General features: G+C 71.1%; 18 protein-coding genes. 8 read left to right on the top strand and 10 right to left on the bottom strand.

Annotated elements, in window-relative coordinates; genetic code table 11:
- Positions 1–78 precede the first annotated feature (78 nt).
- From ORI94_RS25265 to ORI94_RS25255, 3 genes are all read right to left on the bottom strand, one after another.
- Positions 79–1071: a TIGR03557 family F420-dependent LLM class oxidoreductase gene (locus ORI94_RS25265; RefSeq protein ID WP_266079645.1), complete on the bottom strand. Its 993-nt coding sequence runs from the start codon at positions 1069–1071 to the stop codon at positions 79–81.
- A 298-nt stretch (positions 1072–1369) separates the two neighbouring features.
- On the bottom strand, positions 1370–1729 hold the full coding sequence (locus ORI94_RS25260) for a hypothetical protein (RefSeq protein ID WP_266079643.1): 360 nt from the start codon (positions 1727–1729) through the stop codon (positions 1370–1372).
- A gap of 77 nt (positions 1730–1806) precedes the next feature.
- Positions 1807–3534, bottom strand: a complete 1728-nt coding sequence (locus ORI94_RS25255; protein ID WP_266079641.1) for a SpoIIE family protein phosphatase — start codon at positions 3532–3534, stop codon at positions 1807–1809.
- A gap of 1029 nt (positions 3535–4563) precedes the next feature.
- Here ORI94_RS25255 and ORI94_RS25250 point away from each other — a divergent pair.
- Both ORI94_RS25250 and ORI94_RS25245 read left to right on the top strand, forming a co-directional pair.
- Complete coding sequence (locus tag ORI94_RS25250; RefSeq protein ID WP_073946283.1) at positions 4564–4815, top strand: hypothetical protein; 252 nt, start codon at positions 4564–4566, stop codon at positions 4813–4815.
- On the top strand, positions 4815–5207 hold the full coding sequence (locus tag ORI94_RS25245; RefSeq protein ID WP_266079635.1) for a DNA-binding protein: 393 nt from the start codon (positions 4815–4817) through the stop codon (positions 5205–5207). The genes ORI94_RS25250 and ORI94_RS25245 overlap by 1 nt, the downstream gene beginning before the upstream one ends.
- A gap of 130 nt (positions 5208–5337) precedes the next feature.
- On the opposite strand, the gene ychF is transcribed toward ORI94_RS25245, so the two are convergent.
- Positions 5338–6426 carry a redox-regulated ATPase YchF gene (gene ychF / locus ORI94_RS25240; protein ID WP_266079632.1) on the bottom strand — a complete coding sequence of 363 codons (1089 nt, stop codon included), beginning with the start codon at positions 6424–6426 and terminating at the stop codon, positions 5338–5340.
- 181 nt (positions 6427–6607) lie between these two features.
- Here ychF and ORI94_RS25235 point away from each other — a divergent pair, with 181 nt between their 5' ends.
- On the top strand, positions 6608–7210 hold the full coding sequence (locus ORI94_RS25235; protein ID WP_266079630.1) for a DUF6542 domain-containing protein: 603 nt from the start codon (positions 6608–6610) through the stop codon (positions 7208–7210).
- 72 nt (positions 7211–7282) lie between these two features.
- Here ORI94_RS25235 and ppgK read toward each other — a convergent pair whose 3' ends face one another.
- Both ppgK and ORI94_RS25225 read right to left on the bottom strand, forming a co-directional pair.
- On the bottom strand, positions 7283–8029 hold the full coding sequence (ppgK, locus tag ORI94_RS25230) for a polyphosphate--glucose phosphotransferase (protein WP_266079628.1): 747 nt from the start codon (positions 8027–8029) through the stop codon (positions 7283–7285).
- A 144-nt stretch (positions 8030–8173) separates the two neighbouring features.
- Positions 8174–9196 (bottom strand): 4-hydroxy-3-methylbut-2-enyl diphosphate reductase, encoded by a 1023-nt coding sequence (locus tag ORI94_RS25225; protein WP_266079626.1) that lies wholly within the window; start codon positions 9194–9196, stop codon positions 8174–8176.
- A 235-nt stretch (positions 9197–9431) separates the two neighbouring features.
- Here ORI94_RS25225 and xseA point away from each other — a divergent pair, with 235 nt between their 5' ends.
- Both xseA and ORI94_RS25215 read left to right on the top strand, forming a co-directional pair.
- Complete coding sequence (gene xseA, locus ORI94_RS25220; protein ID WP_266079624.1) at positions 9432–10640, top strand: exodeoxyribonuclease VII large subunit; 1209 nt, start codon at positions 9432–9434, stop codon at positions 10638–10640.
- Positions 10641–10649: 9 nt separating this feature from the next.
- The gene (locus ORI94_RS25215; RefSeq protein WP_266079622.1) at positions 10650–10952 is read left to right on the top strand and encodes an exodeoxyribonuclease VII small subunit; all 303 of its coding nucleotides are present in this window, start codon (positions 10650–10652) and stop codon (positions 10950–10952) included.
- Between the two features lie 53 nt (positions 10953–11005).
- Here ORI94_RS25215 and ORI94_RS25210 read toward each other — a convergent pair whose 3' ends face one another.
- On the bottom strand, positions 11006–11227 hold the full coding sequence (locus tag ORI94_RS25210; protein ID WP_266079620.1) for a DUF4287 domain-containing protein: 222 nt from the start codon (positions 11225–11227) through the stop codon (positions 11006–11008).
- 256 nt (positions 11228–11483) lie between these two features.
- Between ORI94_RS25210 and ORI94_RS25205 the strand changes: the two genes are divergently transcribed.
- Positions 11484–12074 carry a malonic semialdehyde reductase gene (locus ORI94_RS25205; protein WP_266079618.1) on the top strand — a complete coding sequence of 197 codons (591 nt, stop codon included), beginning with the start codon at positions 11484–11486 and terminating at the stop codon, positions 12072–12074.
- A 114-nt stretch (positions 12075–12188) separates the two neighbouring features.
- Here ORI94_RS25205 and ORI94_RS25200 read toward each other — a convergent pair whose 3' ends face one another.
- Positions 12189–12716, bottom strand: a complete 528-nt coding sequence (locus tag ORI94_RS25200; RefSeq protein WP_266079616.1) for a DUF4245 domain-containing protein — start codon at positions 12714–12716, stop codon at positions 12189–12191.
- Between the two features lie 126 nt (positions 12717–12842).
- On the opposite strand from ORI94_RS25200, the gene glpX reads away from it, so the two are divergent.
- Complete coding sequence (gene glpX / locus ORI94_RS25195) at positions 12843–13877, top strand: class II fructose-bisphosphatase (protein ID WP_266079614.1); 1035 nt, start codon at positions 12843–12845, stop codon at positions 13875–13877.
- Between the two features lie 308 nt (positions 13878–14185).
- On the opposite strand, the gene ORI94_RS25190 is transcribed toward glpX, so the two are convergent.
- A complete protein-coding gene (locus ORI94_RS25190) occupies positions 14186–14563 on the bottom strand; it encodes a WhiB family transcriptional regulator (RefSeq protein ID WP_266079612.1) in 378 nt (125 codons plus the stop codon).
- A 199-nt stretch (positions 14564–14762) separates the two neighbouring features.
- Positions 14763–15458, bottom strand: a complete 696-nt coding sequence (locus ORI94_RS25185; RefSeq protein WP_266079610.1) for a DUF1707 SHOCT-like domain-containing protein — start codon at positions 15456–15458, stop codon at positions 14763–14765.
- A 230-nt stretch (positions 15459–15688) separates the two neighbouring features.
- On the opposite strand from ORI94_RS25185, the gene ORI94_RS25180 reads away from it, so the two are divergent.
- Positions 15689–17365: a fumarate hydratase gene (locus ORI94_RS25180; RefSeq protein ID WP_323056088.1), complete on the top strand. Its 1677-nt coding sequence runs from the start codon at positions 15689–15691 to the stop codon at positions 17363–17365.
- Positions 17366–17487 lie beyond the last annotated feature (122 nt).

Here is a 17487-nt window from a genome sequence, read left to right as displayed (position 1 = left end):
GCCGCGGTGTGCCGACCGGGCGACCGGCTGGCCGGGGCAGCCTGTGGGCGGCGCACCGCCCGCCACGTGCCGTTCGGCTCACGGCTCGGTTCGGGCCTGTGTGCCGTTCGGCTCCAGCTGCCGGATGCGCCCGTCGAGTTCGCTCCGGTAGAAGTCGATGAAGCCGTCGGGGTCGGGACCGGCGTTCTGCATGACCAGCCTGTCGAAGCCCGCGTCGACGAACGGCTGCGCCACCTCGAGGTACCGGGCGGGGTCCGCGCCGCAGGCGAACTTCTCCAGGACGTCCTCCTCGCGCACGGTGGTGGTGGCCGCCTCGAAGTTGACCGGATTGGGCAGCTCGCTCATGACCTTCCACCCGGTCAGGGCCCATCGCGAGGTCTCCAGGGCGGCCTTCGCCGCGGTGTGCGCGTCGGGTGCCCAGGCCATGGGAACCTCCGCGTAGCGCGGGCCGGTGCCGCCGGCGTCACGGTAGTGCCGGACGATCTCCGGCTTGTCCTCGGTGGCGAACAGCCCGTCGCCCAGTTCGGCGGCGATACGCGTCGACACCCGGCCGCTGGCGGCCACCGCGATCAGGGGGAGTTCCTCGGGCAGGTCGAAGACCCGGGCGTCCTCCAGCCGCAGGTGCTTCCCTTCGTAGGACCGGTACCCCCCGCTCCACAACAGCCGGATGATCTCCAGGGCCTCCCTGAGCATCTCGTGCCGGGTGCGGACCGCGTCGGGGAAGCCGTGGCCGACGACGTGCTCGTTGAGCCGCTCGCCCGAGCCGACGCCGAGGACGAAGCGCCCCTCCGAGAGGAGGGAGAGGGTCGCCGCGGCCTGAGCGATGATCGCGGGGTGGTAGCGCACGGTGGGGCACGTCACGCCGGTCGCCAGCCCGATCCGTGAGGTCCTGGCCGCGATGCTCCCGAGGACGGTCCAGGCGAACGGTGAATGGCCCTGGTTGTCCAGCCAGGGGTGGTAGTGGTCGCTGATCTCGACGAAGTCGAAGCCCGCCTTCTCCGCGAGAACCGCCTGCCGTACCAGCTCCGCCGGGCCGAACGCCTCGGCTGCCAGCTTGTAACCCACCTTCATGTGTTCCTCGCTTCCCGGTGCGTCGCGGGCGTTTTGTCCGCACCGAAGTACCCCTCGGCACCGGGTGTCATACCTGTCCGCCCACCGGACGTCGAGAACGACGGACCCGACGCCGGGTGGTGCGCGGTGATCCCGGCCGACCGGCCGGTGACCGTCTCGACCCGGGCGGCCGGAGCGTCCCCGTGGACCGTCGGCACGGCGGAGGGGGCGCCCTCTCCCCGGACCGGCGACGGCGTTTCCTCCCGCGGTGGATCTCTCGTCTCCCCGCCCCTGCGCCCACCTGGTCTCCTTGAGGCGGTCACGGCCGCAGCACCCCTGCCTGCGGATCGAAGCAGACGAGTCCCATCGATGCCGCAAGGTCCGCGGCGTACGCCGAGACCTCTTCGGCCATGCTGTAGCGCATCGAGAAGTGGACGAGCGGACCGGCCGCCTCGTCGATCAGCGGCCCGGTGGACCAGGGAGAGGTGTCCTCCTCCTCGTCTTCCGCGAGGTCGGCCCATCGCGCCAGAAGCCGGGCGACGTATTCGGCGATACGCGGTGACGCCGGGAACTCTTCGTCCGTGTCGATGTGACGGTCGTACAGCCGGGTGAAGACCTCTCCCGCCCTCGCGTCGTCAGCGGGCTCGGCCCCTTCCCACACTGCCAGGTCGTAGCTCATGGCCGCACTGTGCCACGCACCGCTGACAGCCCCTCTGCGGCAGGACGTCACCACAAGCCGGCCGCGTGGCCTCCGGTCTACGCACGAGGGGGCGTGCGCAGCGCCAGCATGGCGACGTCGTCGTCGTTGTCGCCGGGGCGGACCTGCTCCAGCAGCAGGTCGCAGAAGGACTCCAGAGGGCGGTGGGCAAGGGCGGCCGCGTGCCGGCGCAACCGGTCCAGTCCGTGGTCGATGGAGTGGTGCGGGGACTCGACCAAGCCGTCGGTGTAGAGCAGGACGGTGGTGCGGGGCGGCAGGACGGTGACGGTGTCGGGACGGGGCCGGAGCAGTCCGGTCCCGAGCAGGATGCCGTGGGCGCCGGTGAGGTAGCGGGCCCTGCCGTCGTGGCCGATCAGCAGCGGAGGGGGGTGGCCCGCGTTCGTCCAGCACAGTCGCCACAGCCCGTCGTCACCGAGCCCGAGCGTGGCCAGGATCATGGTCGCCATGGGGACCTCGGCTATGTGCTTCACGGCGTCGTCGAGCTGGGTGACGACGGCGCTGGGCGTGGCCTGGGGCCGGGACCACGCGAAGGCCCGCAGCATGTTGCGGACCTGCGCCATGCCGGCTGCGGCGTCGAGGTCGTGCCCGACGACGTCGCCGACCGCCAGGGCGTGGGAGCTGTCGGTCAGGGCGAAGACGTCGTACCAGTCACCGCCGACGTAGGAGGCGTGCGGAGCGGGCACGTACCGCGCCGTCATCTCCACCCCGGGCACGGTGGGGAGCTGGGGCAGCAGGTGGCGCTGCATGGTTTCGGCGACCTTGCGCTGGCGCTGGTACAGACGCGCGTTGTCCAGCGCCAGGCCCGCCCGGCGGGTGATCTCCTCCAGCAGCGGCAGGTCGGCGGCGGTGAAGGCGCCAGGACGTTTCGAGCGTCCCAGGGTCAGGGCTCCGAGCACGTCGCGCAGCCCCCTGATGGGTGCGATGACAGCGGAGTGCATGCCCGTCTCGGTGAACAGGCGACCCTGCTCGACCGCGATTCCGGAATCGGGCGGCCCCTGATAGGTGGCGGGGTCGGCCAGGGAGGACGCGGCACCGCGCAGAGCGCGCGAAAGGGGCATCGGGGACTCCCCCGGCACAGGGGGCATGGGCCCCTGCAGGTCCCCCCGCTCGACCAGGATCCCGTCCTTGTGCTCCGTCACCAGGGCGCGCCGGACCTCGTCCCGTTCGGTGAGCAGATCGATCACCGCCCAGTCCGCGAGCCGGGGCACCGTCAGGGCCGCCAGCCGGCGCAGCGCCTCGTCCACATCCAGGGTGGACGTCAGCTGGGTGGTCGTCTCCGCCAGCAGGGCCAGGCGGTCCAGCTCCGCCAGCGACGCCGGGACCCCGTCGTCGTCCTCGTCCGACACGACCTGATCCGATTTGTACAACAGCACCAGCGCGCCCTGTTCCCCCGATCCGGAGGAACAGGGTGCGACGAGCCAGGACAGCCGGACAAGCGTGCCGTCCCCGCGGGCGAACCACTCCGAGTCACCGTGCTCGGTCCTCCCGGCGAGCAGCGCGTCCCTCAGCCGGCAGCGCGTACGGGGCGGGGCGTGCCCGTGGCTGTCGCGGTGCAGCAGGTCGTGGGAATCCTGCCCGACCAGTTCCCCGAGGCTGCGACCCAGCACCTCCTGGGCCGCGTCGTTGGCCGAGACGACGAGTCCGTCGGCGTCGACGACGACGACAGCCGTGCGCACGCCCTCCAGCGTCGCACCGAGCAGGGCACCGGACCACGCCTGGGGGCCGGGTACGGGGAGGTCCCCCGCGCCGGTGCCAGTTACGTCCATGACCCTCCTCGGCGAATGCAGACCTACCCGAGTTCCCCAGGAAAGGTACCCGCATGCGTCGGCCACTGCAGGAAAAGATCAACCACCGGGCATCTCCCTGCGCTCACGCCGGCACGAGCGATACCGTGCTCGGCCCGGACGCGCGCCCGGGAACCACTCGCCGGACTCCTCCGCCATCAGGCTCCGGCCCACCGCAGAACGCCAGAGCCCCGGATCTGACCTGCTTTCTCGCAGGTCAGATCCGTTTCACTGCCCCATCACACGTTGAAGCGGAACGCCTGCGACCCGATCCTGACCTGCGGCAGAGCCACATCCAGGGCTCTGACCAGCCATTTATCCGTTGGCGTGCGTTGGCTCCCGATGGCTGTTTGCGGGTGCCCTGCGGACTGGCTGCGGACTGGCCCACGAGGGTCTCGACGGAGCCGAGGCGCCTGCGCAGCTCTGTCGCGATCCCTTCGTCGCCACCCCCGGCCGGAAGTGGCCAGGGGTCCCGCTCGCCGTTCGCCACAACAAGGCTGTTCGCGAACCAGACGCGGTGGGGTGCGGGCACGAAGGAGTCCCGGAGCCATCGCACGAGGACAGCGGCTTCGCCGTCGGTCACGCCGGTCACGTCGGTCAGAGTGATGCAGGCATGGGCGGGCACAGGCATCGACGCCGTCCCGTCGATCCATACGCCAGGCGCCAGCTCGATCTCAGAATCGAGGACGGGGAGGTCGTGGATTCCCGAGATCCGATAGTCCACGGCGGGCTCGGGAAAAGTCCCTTTCGGAACCCTCTCCAGGTACTCGGCTGTGGCACGCCAAGCTCCGCAGTCACCCTGGGGCGGATAAGGGCGAGATGGGTGCGGATATTCCGTTCAGCGGGCACGGCCTCGCTCCGTCTTGCGGCGCGAATCGCGTCGAGCCCCGGCGTGACCGTCTGCGGACCGGGCAGCCTCCCGCATGGCGGCGCCGGACGCGCCGAGCCGCCTCCGGCGCCGCCATGACTGTTCACACCCACAGAGTTACGACCGCCGGTAGGATCGGCACCATGAGCAGTAGCAGAAAGTACTCCATCAGCCTGCCCGAGGACCTTGCCGAGGCCGTACGCGCCCATGTCGGCCCCGGCGGCTTCTCCGCCTACGTCGCCGAAGCCCTCGAACAACGGGTCGCCATGGACAAGCTTCGGGAGATCGTCGCCGACTTCGAGACCGACAATGACGAGCTCACCCGCGAGGAGGTCGAGGCCGCGCGCGCGCTGCTGCGCCATGACCACCGACAGGTAGGCGGTGCCGCCGCCTGATGCCCGGCACCCTGCTGCTCGACAGCGAAGGACTCTCCAAGCTCTACCGCAAGGACCGCACCGTCGTGGCTCTGGTCCAGGCGGCCTCGGAGGAGGGCATCCGCGTGATCACCAGCGCCATGACCACTCTGGAGGCCGATTACGAGCGGATCCACCCGGCCCGCGTCAAGTGGGTCCTCTCCCGCGTCGATGTTCACGATGTCACCAGAGAGGTCACCGACGAAGCCGCCGCCCTCCTTCGCGCCCATCATCTCCACGGCCACAAGTACGCCATCGACGCCGCCTTCGCCGTCATCGCCCGCAACGCGCCCCAGCCGGCCACGATCCTTACTTCCGACCCCGAGGACCTGACGCTTCTGTGCGGCCCCTCCGTAGAGGTCGTCAAGGTCTGAAGCGTCGGCCACAACCACTCCAACCAGGTCGACCCTCAGCCACAACACTTCGCAGACGAGGACTTCCCGCGGACAGACGTCTACGCCCGACCCACCAACAAGCGGGCCGGGCACCATATTTGATGAGATGTCAGACGTTGAAGCGGAACTCCACCACGTCGCCGTCGCGCATGACGTAGTCCTTGCCTTCCATGCGGGCCTTGCCCTTGGCCCGGGCCTCGGCGACCGAGCCGGTCTCGACGAGGTCGTCGAAGGAGATGACCTCGGCCTTGATGAAGCCCTTCTGGAAGTCGGTGTGGATGACTCCGGCGGCCTCGGGGGCGGTGGCTCCGCGCTTGATGGTCCAGGCGCGGGACTCCTTCGGGCCCGCGGTCAGGTAGGTCTGCAGGCCGAGGGTGTTGAAGCCGACGCGGGCGAGGGTGGCGAGGCCGGGCTCCTCGGCGCCGACCGACTCCAGCAGCTCCATGGCGTCCTCCTCGTCGAGCTCGGCGAGGTCCGCCTCCAGCTTGGCGTTGAGGAAGATCGCCTCGGCGGGGGCGACCAGGGCGCGCTGCTCGTTCTTGAATTCCTCGTCGGTCAGCTCGTCCTCGTCGACGTTGAAGACGTAGAGGAAGGGCTTGGTGGTGAGCAGGTGCAGGTCGTGCAGGAGTTCGTTGCGCTCGCCGCCCTGGACGATGCCGTGCGTGAAGAGCGTGTCGCCCCTCTCCAGGATCTCCTTGGCCTCCTCGACCGCCTTGACCTTGGGCGCGATGTCCTTCTTGATCCGCGACTCCTTCTGCAGGCGCGGCAGGACCTTCTCGATGGTCTGCAGGTCGGCGAGGATCAGCTCGGTGTTGATCGTCTCGATGTCGTCCTTCGGCGAGACCTTGCCGTCGACGTGGACGACGTTCTCGTCCTGGAAGGCGCGGATGACCTGGCAGATCGCGTCGGACTCCCGGATGTTCGCCAGGAACTTGTTGCCGAGGCCCTCGCCCTCGCTGGCGCCGCGCACGATGCCCGCGATGTCGACGAAGTCGACCGTGGCCGGGAGGACCCGCTGGGAGCCGAAGATCTCCGCGAGCTTCGCCAGCCGGGCGTCGGGGACGCCGACGACGCCGACGTTCGGCTCGATGGTGGCGAACGGGTAGTTGGCCGCCAGCACGTCGTTCTTGGTCAGGGCGTTGAACAGGGTCGACTTGCCGACATTCGGCAGACCGACGATTCCGATCGTGAGCGACACGTTGCGACTTCCCGTACGTGAGGATGGGGGACGAGGGCCGGCCGACTGGGCGCGCGGGCCGATCCACCAGTCTACGGCGTCCCCGCCTCCACCCCGCCTACGAATCGAACGCTTGGACAGCCTCCGCTCCTCGGCGTGTCTGACAGCCCATTCGGCACATAAACAGACCTAGGTTGGTCCAGTGGAGCAACACAGCACGCGACCTGCCCAGTACGGACCGCGACGCGACCGGCCGGCCCGGCCGCCCAAGCCGCCGCTGCCTCCGCAGGCGGGGCGGGCCCCCGGGGGCGGTGTCGCGCGGTCCGCCCGGCCCGCCCGCCCGGCACGGCGCGGGCCCGCGCCGGTCCGCCGGCCCGCTCCTTCCGCCGCGGCCAGGCGGCTGCCGAACCCCCGGCTCACCGGCCTCGGCGGCGGCCTCTTCTGCGGGCTCGTGATGCTGACGCTCGGGTCCCTCGTCGCGCTGCTGTTCGGGGCGTCCCAGGTCGTGTACGGCGTACTGTTCCTGCCGGCGTGCGTGCTGACCGCTCTGTGGGTGCGTGAGGGGGACCTGCTCACCGCGCCCGTCGTCGTCCCGATCGCCTTCGCCCTGGGCCTGGTCCCGGTCGCCGACGAGGGCGACGGAGGAATCGGCGGCCGGCTCATGGGCATGGTGACCGGCCTGGCCACCCAGGCCGGCTGGCTGTACGGGGGGACCCTGGTCGCCGGTGTGATCGTGCTCGGCCGGCGGATGCGCATGATCCGTACGATCAACCGGCGGACCGCCGCCGCCCGGGACCGGGCCTGACGTCCGGGGTGGCGGCGGGTGTCCGGACACCCGGAGGCGCCCGGTGCCCTGTGGCCCTACGTCCCCGTGGTCCTACATCCCGGTGGCCGCCCGCATCGCCGCTCCCACGATGCCCGCGTTGTTCTGCAGCTGCGCGGGGACCATCTCGGCCTTGATGCCCTCGATGTGGGGCAGGAACTTCTCGGACTTGCGGCTGACACCGCCACCGATCACGAACAGCTCGGGCGAGAACAGCATCTCCACGTGCGCCAGGTACTTCTGCACCCGGTGCGCCCACTGCTCCCACGTCAGCTCGCCGTCCTCCCTGGCCTTGCTGGACGCCTGCTTCTCCGCGTCGTGGCCGTGCAGCTCCAGGTGGCCGAGCTCCGTGTTGGGGACCAGGACGCCGTCCGTGAACACGGCGCTGCCGATGCCCGTGCCGAACGTCAGCATGATGACCGTGCCCCGGCGGCCCTTGCCGGCGCCGAACTGCATCTCGGCGATGCCCGCCGCGTCCGCGTCGTTGACGACGGTCACGGGCAGACCGCCGAGGCGGTCGCCGAGCAGGACGCGCGCGTCGGTGTGGATCCAGCTCTTGTCGACGTTGGCCGCCGTACGGATCGTGGTGCCGTCGGTGACCACGCCCGGGAAGGTGGCCCCGACCGGGCCGGTCCAGCCGAAGTGGTCGATGACCTGCTTGACCCCGTCGGCCACCGCGTCCGGCGTGGCCGGGTGCGGGGTGAGGACCTTGCAGCGCTCCTGCGCCAGGTCCCCCTTGTCCAGGTCTACCGGGGCACCCTTGATCCCGGACCCGCCGATGTCCACACCGAAGATCTGCATGGAACCACGTTAAGCCGGACGGTGAACGGTCACCGAATCGAAGGCCGTCACCGATCGGACACGGGGTGAGGAATGGGGACGTGACGACGTCACGCCGTCACGTCCCCGGGCGCTCTCACCGGTCGGCGCACCGCGCCGACCGCACTACGCCGGGGCCTGGCCCGTCCCCGTGCCGCCGCGCTCCGCCACCAGTGTCGCCGCCTCCTCGCGCAGGTCGCGGCGCAGCTCCTTGGGCAGCGAGAAGATGATGGACTCCTCCGCGGCCTTGACGATCTCGACGTCCTCGAAGCCGCGCTGCGCGAGCCGTTCCAGGACCTGCTCGACCAGGATCTCCGGCACCGAGGCGCCCGAGGTGACGCCGACCGTGGAGACACCCTCCAGCCAGGACTCGTCGATCTCGTCGGCGAAGTCCACCAGACGGGCGTCGCGGGCGCCCGCGATCTTGGCGACCTCGACGAGACGCTTGGAGTTCGAGGAGTTCCGCGAGCCGACCACGATCACCAGGTCCGCCTCGGCGCCCATCTGCTTGACCGCGAGCTGGCGGTTCTGCGTGGCGTAGCAGATGTCGTCGCTGGGCGGGGAGATCAGCTGGGGGAACTTGTCCTTGAGGGCGTCGACGGTCTCCATGGTCTCGTCCACCGAGAGGGTGGTCTGGGAGAGCCAGACGACCTTCGACGGGTCACGGACCTCGACCTTGGCGACGTCCCCGGGGCCGTCGACGAGCTGGATGTGGTCGGGGGCCTCGCCGGAGGTGCCGATGACCTCCTCGTGGCCCTCGTGCCCGATCAGGAGGATGTCGTAGTCCTCGCCCGCGAACCGGACCGCTTCCTTGTGCACCTTGGTGACCAGCGGGCAGGTCGCGTCGATGGTGGCGAGCCGGCCGCGCTCGGCCTCCTCGTGGACGACGGGGGCCACGCCGTGCGCGGAGAACATGACGATGTTGCCCGGCGGCACCTCCTCCGTCCGTTCGACGAAGACAGCGCCCTTCTTCTCCAGGGTCTGCACGACGTACTTGTTGTGCACGATCTCGTGCCGGACGTAGACGGGGGCCCCGTACTGCTCCAGGGCCTTCTCGACGGCGATCACGGCGCGGTCCACGCCCGCGCAGTAGCCCCGGGGGGCGGCGAGCAGGACACGGCGGCCAGGCGAAGCGGTCATGCGTCCCATCGTAAGGGCCACGTCCGACCGCCCGGTGATCGCGTCCGGCGGGAGGCACCGGACCGGCCCGGGCCGCGGGTGCACGGGGGGTGGCGAGCAGGGCGCACCGGCGCACCGGGAGCATGGGCGGACGGTGCACGGAGACGGACGGACGGTGTGCGGGCACGGGCGGGCGGTGTACGGCGGAAGGGGCGCCGCCCTCGTGGCGGCCCGGGATGTCGGCGGCTCGCACTACTCTCACGGCATGGCTGTCAACACGTCTGCGGAAGCGCCCATCCCGGTCGGTGAGGTGTCGCGGCTCATCGGGGGGTGGATCGACCGGCTCGGCGCGGTGTGGGTCGAGGGGCAGATCACCCAGCTGTCGCGGCGGCCGGGTGCCGGCGTGGTGTTCATGACGCTGCGGGACGCCTCGTACGACATCTCCGTCGGTGTGACCTGCTACCGGCAGGTGTTCGACGCCGTCGCCGACGTCGTCGGCGAGGGCGCGCGGGTCGTGGTCCACTGCAAGCCCGAGTGGTACGCCCCGCGCGGGCAGTTGTCGCTGCGGGCCGCCGAGATCAGGCCGGTCGGGGTCGGGGAGCTGCTCGCGCGGCTCGAGCAGCTGAAGAAGTCCCTCGCGCGGGAGGGGCTGTTCGCGCCGGAGCGGAAGAAGACGCCGCCGTTCCTGCCGCGGCTGGTCGGGCTGGTCTGCGGACGCGCCTCGGCCGCCGAGCGGGACGTGCTGGAGAACGCCCGCCGCCGCTGGCCCGCCGTCCGCTTCGAGGTGCGCAATGTCGCCGTGCAGGGCGTGCACGCGGTGCCGCAGGTCGTCCAGGCCGTGAAGGAGCTGGACGCGGTCGACGAGGTGGACGTGATCGTCGTGGCGCGGGGCGGGGGCAGCGTGGAGGACCTGCTGCCGTTCTCCGACGAGCAGCTGGTGCGGGCGGTGGCGGCCTGCCGTACGCCGGTCGTCTCCGCGATCGGGCACGAGCCGGACCATCCGCTCCTGGACCATGTCGCCGACGTACGGGCCTCCACTCCGACGGACGCCGCCAAGAAGGTGGTCCCGGACGTGGGCGAGGAGTACGAGCGGGTGCGGCTGCTGCGCGACCGTGCGCGGCGCTGCGTCCAGGCGTTCGTCGACCGGGAGGAACGGGGGCTGGCCCATGCGCTGGCCCGGCCCTCGATGGAGGAACCGCACCGGATGGTCGACGGGCGGGCCCAGGAGGTCACCGCACTGCTCGACCGGGCCCGGCGCTCCCTGCGGCACCAGCTGGACCGGACCGACTCCGAGCTGACGCACACGCACGCGCGCGTGGTGGCCCTGTCCCCCGCCGCGACGCTGAAGCGCGGGTACGCCGTGCTGCAGCGGGCCGACGGGCAGGCGGTGCGTGATCCGGGCGAGGTGGCGGCCGGTGAGGCGTTGCGGGCGCGGGTGTCCGAGGGCGAGTTCAGTGTCCGAGTCGATGCGTAGGGTGGGCGGATGACCAGCAAGACGGAGCAGACCGGGCAGGCGGAGCAGGTGGCGGGGACCGCCGGGCAGGCGGAGGCCGCGGCCGAGGCGCTCGGGTACGAGCAGGCGCGGGACGAGCTGATCGAGGTCGTACGCCGCCTGGAGACGGGCGGTACGACGCTGGAGGAGTCGCTCGCGCTCTGGGAGCGGGGCGAGGAGCTGGCCAAGGCGTGCCGGAGCCGGCTGGACGGGGCACGGGCCCGGCTGGACGCGGCACTCGCGGAGGAGAGCGCCGGCGCGGGGCGCGCGGAGGAGGGGTCCGGGGACCTGTAAGGCCGCGCGCGGCCCGCCCGCCCGGCCCGTACCGGTGGAGGGGCGGGCGGGGGCTACTGGACGTTGCCCCCGGCGTCCTCGGCCAGGGTGTGGGCGACGAGGGCGTTCGCGTGGCCGTGGCCCAGGCCGTGCTCGGTCTTGAGCCAGGCGACCAGCTCCATGTGCTTGACGAGCGGCGAGGAGCGGATCAGCTCCTTCCACTCCGCGACCGGACGGCCGTACTTCTTCTCGATCGACGGGAAGTAGCCGGCCGGGCCCTTGGCGGTGGCGGTCATGTCGGGCGGGTCCCCTCTGCATCGGAGTGGTGGCGCACTGCTCTGGTGAGGACTGCGGGCGCGCGAGGAAGTGATCGGGGGACCGACGTGAGCCGCGTCACTCGACCGGCGGAAAGGTGACACGTGCCACTGCTCCCCGCCTCGACCGACCCCCGCTTTGATTGAACATTGAACTTCTCTGGCGTAACGTTTTTTCCGTCACGGGCTTCCCGCCGACCGCGCGGAGCCGACACCCCCTCCCCCAGGAAGATCACGCATGTCTCTCGTTCTTGACGCCGCCGCCCAGGACCTGCTCTTCCGTGAGGCGCGCACCGCCAACACGTTCACCGACGAGCCGGTGACCGACGAGCAGGTGCAGGCCATCCACGACCTGGTCAAGTACGGCCCGACCTCCATGAACCAGTCGCCGCTGCGCGTCACCCTGGTCCGCTCCCCCGAGGCCCGCGAGCGCCTCGTCCAGCACATGTCCGAGGGCAACAGGTCCAAGACGGCCACCGCCCCGCTGGTCGCGATCCTCTCCGCGGACAACGAGTTCCACGAGGAGCTGCCGCGCCTCTTCCCGCACTTCCCGCAGGCCAAGGACATGTTCGCCGCCGACCGCTCGATGCGGGAGAACAACGCCGCGCTGAACGCCACCCTCCAGGCCGCGTACTTCATCGTCGGCGTGCGCGCCGCGGGTCTGGCCGCCGGCCCGATGACCGGCTGCGACCTCGAGGGCATCCGCAAGGAGTTCCTCGACGACGACCACACCCCGCTGATGGTCGTCAACATCGGCCGCCCCGGCCAGGACGCCTGGTTCCCGCGCAGCCCGCGCCCGGAGTACGACCAGGTCGTCACCACCGTCTGACCGGGTCGCCAGCACCGTCCGATCACCGCCGGCGCCGCGCCGCGGCGCGCACAGCACGCGCATGCGACCAGGACCCCCCCGACGGCGCGTCGGGGGGTCCTGGTCGCATGCCGGTCAGTCGGATTCGGTGCGCAGGGCCTCGGCCATCTCCGTCAGCCGGGCGAAGGACGCCGTGCCCGTCACCACCGTGGTCGAGTCCTCGTCCTCGAGCACCAGCGCGTCGTACTGATCGCCCTCGTACCGGGTCCAGGTCTTGCCGGCGATCTGCTGCGTCCTCCCGGTCCTCTCCGCGCCCTGGGTCTCGTCCTCGATGAAGACCACCGGCTTCCGAGTCGACTGCTCGACCGCCACGTACTCCCCGTCGGGGGCCCGGTAGCCGAGGTGCCAGGCGTCGAACTCCTCGCCCTGGAAACGGACGGAGGTGGGCTTCCACGCCTCGGGCAGCCCCTCGGGCGCGGCCACCGCGTAGGCGGCGGCACGGCGCGCGGTGAGCAGGTCGACGCGGTAGTCGACCCGCTTGAGGTCGGGCTCGCTGTCGTCGTGCGGGATGAACAGCCAGATCACTCCCGCGGCGAGCAAGATGAGACCCAGGGAAAGGATCATGTCCCGGGCCGACTTCTGGGTGCTGTTCGTTCCTGCCACGCCCCCTATCGTCGCAGGCGCCCGGCCCGCTCATCCGTGGGGCCCCCTGCTCATTCTGTCTGCCCGGCGCTAGAGTCGGGCTCAACACCCTCATCCGGCCGTCGTCGTACAGAAAGGTGCGCTCCGATGACCGAGAATCATCAGTTGCCGTCCGAACTCGATGTGCCCTCCGAAGCTCCCGACCGCAACCTCGCCATGGAACTCGTCCGGGTCACCGAGGCCGCCGCGATGGCCGCCGGGCGCTGGGTCGGGCGCGGCGACAAGAACGGCGCCGACGGTGCCGCGGTACGGGCCATGCGCACCCTCGTCTCCACCGTCTCGATGAACGGCGTCGTCGTCATCGGCGAGGGGGAGAAGGACGAGGCCCCGATGCTCTTCAACGGGGAGCGCGTGGGCGACGGGACCGGGCCCGAGTGCGACATCGCCGTCGACCCGATCGACGGCACCACGCTGACCGCCAAGGGCATGACCAACGCGATCGCCGTACTGGCCGCCGCCGAGCGCGGCTCGATGTTCGACCCGTCCGCCGTGTTCTACATGGACAAGCTGGTCACCGGACCCGAGGCCGCCGACTTCGTCGACATCGACGCGCCCGTGTCCGTGAACATCCGCCGGGTCGCCAGGGCCAAGCGGGCCACCCCCGAGGACGTGACGGTGGTGATCCTCGACCGGCCTCGGCACGAGGGCATCATCAAGGAGATCCGGGAGACCGGGGCGCGCATCAAGCTGATCTCCGACGGTGACGTGGCCGGCTCGATCCTCGCCCTGCGCGAGGGCACCGGCATCGACCTGCTGCTCGGCATCGGCGGCACCCCCGAGGGCATCATCTCGGCCTGCGCCGTGAAGTGCCTCGGCGGCACCCTCCAGGGCAAGCTGTGGCCGCAGGACGACGCGGAGCGGCAGCGCGCGGTCGACGCGGGGCACGACCTGGACCGGGTGCTGACCGACGCGGACCTCGTCACGAGCGACAACGTGTTCTTCGTGGCCACCGGCATCACCGACGGCGAACTGCTGCGCGGGGTGCGGTACCGGTCCGAGACCGCCACGACCGACTCCATCGTGATGCGGTCCAAGTCGGGGACGGTCCGGCGGATCGACTCCGAGCACCGGCTGAGCAAGCTGCGTGCGTACAGTGCGGTGGACTTCGACCGGGCGAAGTAGCTCCGCGGGGTCCGCCGGAGGTCGTGCGGGCGGCCCACGGGTGTGCGGTCCGTGGGTCCCCCGCCTCGCGCCGTCCGGCGGTCCCGTCGGACGGCGCGGATCCGCTGTGGCCGGGCGCGCGGTCCCCCGCGGCCCCTTCCTGTGCCACCGGCGCGGGAAAGGCGTCCCCCGTGCGGTGGGCGTCGCGCGGTGACCCGCGCCCCCGGCGGGTCACCCGGTGCCGGGAACGCACCCCGTGTGAGCACAGGCCGCGCGGTTCCCCGCACCCCTGGGCGGGCCGGGGGTGCGGTGCCGGTGCCGGGGGCCGGTCAGCCTGCTGCCGCTATGGGGCCGCCGGCGCGGGCCGCCTTCTGGAGTTCCAGGTCCCGGCGGCGGCGTCGGGCCAGGACCACGCGGCGCTCGGCGGCGGTCAGGCCGCCCCAGACGCCGTAGGGCTCGGGCTGGAGCAGGGCGTGTTCCCGGCATTCCACCATCACCGGACAGCGGGCGCAGACCCGCTTCGCGGCCTCCTCGCGGGAGAGCCTGGCGGCCGTGGGCTCCTTCGACGGGGCGAAGAACAGTCCTGCCTCGTCGCGCCGGCACACCGCCTCGGTGTGCCAGGGCGCGTCCTGGTCCCTGTCGCGCGTCGGCACCCGCTGGGCCGGAACGGCAGCTACCTGCAGGGAAGAATGCGGCGGTTGCGGCACGGGTCTACTCCTGACGACGGCTTCGCGAGCGAGAGACGATGCAGCAAGGCCTACCCGCTGTGCGCACGCCTATGCACTGAGTCCCGAACCGCCGCTTCCGCAACCGGAATCCGGCACGTTCCGCCACCGCACCGCCGGCCCCACCGCAGCGACGGGACGCCTCCGCTTCCGCGCCCGCGTCCACCCCGCTGCACGCGTGTCAACGGTCCTGGCGCCACCGCAGGCTCTTGTCCACCGAGCGCTGCACCCGGTCGAGGATGTCCGCCACCAGCTTGCCCCGCTTGGCCCGCGCCTCGACGTTGCCCAGTACCGCCCAGCCGTCCACGTAGACCACCGGCGCCTCGGGGTCCTCCGCGTCCAGCGAGGCCACCTCGAAGTTGCCGAGGACGCCCCCGCCCATGCCGCGCAGCGACACGTTCTGCGGTACGCGGACCTCGACGTTGCCGAAGACCGAGAAGGCCTTGATCATGACCTGCTGGTGGTCGAAGATCGCCTCACTGAGGTCTATCTCGACGTTGCCGAAGACCGCGTACGCGTGGATGTGGCGGCCCGCCCGCCAGCGGCCCTTGCGGGTGGCGGCGCTGAAGACCGCGACCACGTTGTCGTCGGGGTCCATCGGGATGGCACCCGCGGCGGGCCGGCCGGGCGCCGCGGCAGGGGCCGGTCGCCGCTGGTGGGCGCCCGGCAGGTCCCGCACGAACACCTCGAGCTCCCCGGCGGTCTTGGCGGCCAGTACACCCTCGACACGCTCGGAGTGCTCCTCGGGCGTCAGCCTGCCTTCGGCGAGGGCATCGCGCAGAAGGTCGGCGACACGGTCGCGGTCGGCGTCCGAGACGCGCAGCTCGGCGGCCCGCGGTGCGCTGTCCTGCGGCTGGGCGTGCTTCTGAAGGTCCACGGCAGCAGCGTACCCAAACGCGATAGATCGCGACTACCCCCTGTCGCGAAATACTCGCGGACACCACGGGAACCACGGGCGGGAAGCACGGGACGGGAGGCACGAGGACCCCCGGCCGGGCCCGTGGCCCACGGCGACTGAGGACAACCTCACAAGTTCCCCCGCCGCGGCAGGTCCTACGCTGGTGGCCGCCCGCCGACGCCGGCGGGCGGCCACCTGTCGAGTGAGGAATGGGCGAGATGCCTGAGTTCGAGTACGCGGATCTGCTCCCCATGGGAGAGGACACCACCCCCTACCGGCTGGTGACCTCCGAAGGTGTCTCCACCTTCGAGGCCGACGGACGGACCTTCCTCAAGGTGGAGCCCCGGGCGCTGCGCAGGCTCGCCGAAGAGGCCATCCGCGACATCCAGCACTACCTCCGCCCCGCCCACCTCAGCCAGCTGCGCCGCATCATCGACGACCCCGAGGCCTCGTCCAACGACAAGTTCGTCGCCCTGGACCTGCTGAAGAACGCCAACATCGCGGCGGCCGGCGTGCTCCCCATGTGCCAGGACACCGGCACCGCGATCGTCATGGGCAAGCGCGGCCAGAACGTGCTCACCGAGGGCGGTGACGAGGAGGCCCTGTCCCGGGGGATCTACGACGCGTACCACAACCTCAACCTGCGCTACTCCCAGATGGCGCCCCTGACGATGTGGGAGGAGAAGAACACCGGCTCCAACCTCCCCGCCCAGATCGAGCTGTACGCCACCGACGGCGGCGCCTACAAGTTCCTGTTCATGGCCAAGGGCGGCGGCTCCGCCAACAAGAGCTTCCTCTACCAGGAGACCAAGGCCGTCCTGAACGAGTCCTCCATGATGAAGTTCCTGGAGGAGAAGATCCGTTCGCTCGGCACGGCCGCCTGCCCGCCGTACCACCTGGCGATCGTCGTCGGCGGCACGTCCGCCGAGTACGCGCTGAAGACCGCGAAGTACGCGTCCGCGCACTACCTCGACGAGATCCCCTCCGAGGGCTCCCCGCTGGGCCACGGCTTCCGCGACAGGGAGCTGGAGGACAAGGTCTTCGAGCTGACCCAGAGGATCGGTATCGGCGCCCAGTTCGGCGGCAAGTACTTCTGCCACGACGTCCGCGTGGTCCGGCTGCCGCGGCACGGCGCGTCCTGCCCGGTGGCGATCGCCGTCTCCTGCTCCGCCGACCGCCAGGCCGTCGCGAAGATCACCGCCGAGGGCGTCTTCCTCGAGCAGTTGGAGCGGGACCCCGCGCGGTTCCTCCCGGAGACGACGGACGAGCACCTCGAGACCGAGGGTGACGTCGTCCGGATCGACCTGAACCAGCCGATGGACGACATCCTGGCGGAGCTCACCAGGTACCCCGTCAAGACCCGGCTTTCGCTCACCGGTCCGCTGGTCGTCGCCCGCGACATCGCGCACGCCAAGATCAAGGAGCGGCTGGACGCGGGCGAGGGGATGCCGCAGTACCTCAAGGACCACCCGGTGTACTACGCCGGTCCGGCCAAGACCCCCGAGGGTTACGCGTCCGGCTCCTTCGGTCCGACCACGGCCGGCCGCATGGACTCCTACGTCGAGCAGTTCCAGGCGGCGGGCGGCTCCAAGGTGATGCTCGCCAAGGGCAACCGCAGCAAGCAGGTCACCGACGCGTGCGACGCGCACGGCGGCTTCTACCTCGGCTCGATCGGCGGGCCGGCCGCCCGGCTCGCCCAGGACTGCATCAAGAAGGTCGAGGTCCTGGAGTACGAGGAGCTGGGCATGGAGGCGGTCTGGAAGATCGAGGTCGAGGACTTCCCGGCGTTCGTCGTCGTCGACGACAAGGGCAACGACTTCTTCCAGGACCCGGCGCCGGCTCCCACGTTCACGTCGATTCCGGTGCGGGGGCCGGGGCCGGCGTAGTACCCCCGGGGCGGCGGCCGAGGGTTTCAGCCCTCGCCGCCGCCTCCCTCCCGTCCCCGGGACCACGCCCCGAACCCCCTTCGGCCCCGACCGGGCCCCGCCCCCCGAACGCCGGACGGCCG

The organism is Streptomyces sp. NEAU-W12 (assembly GCF_026242095.1).
Taxonomy (GTDB): Bacteria; Actinomycetota; Actinomycetes; order Streptomycetales; family Streptomycetaceae; genus Streptomyces.
The sequence above is the reverse complement of the archived record's forward strand: the minus strand, read 5'-3'. Positions and strand labels throughout refer to the sequence as shown.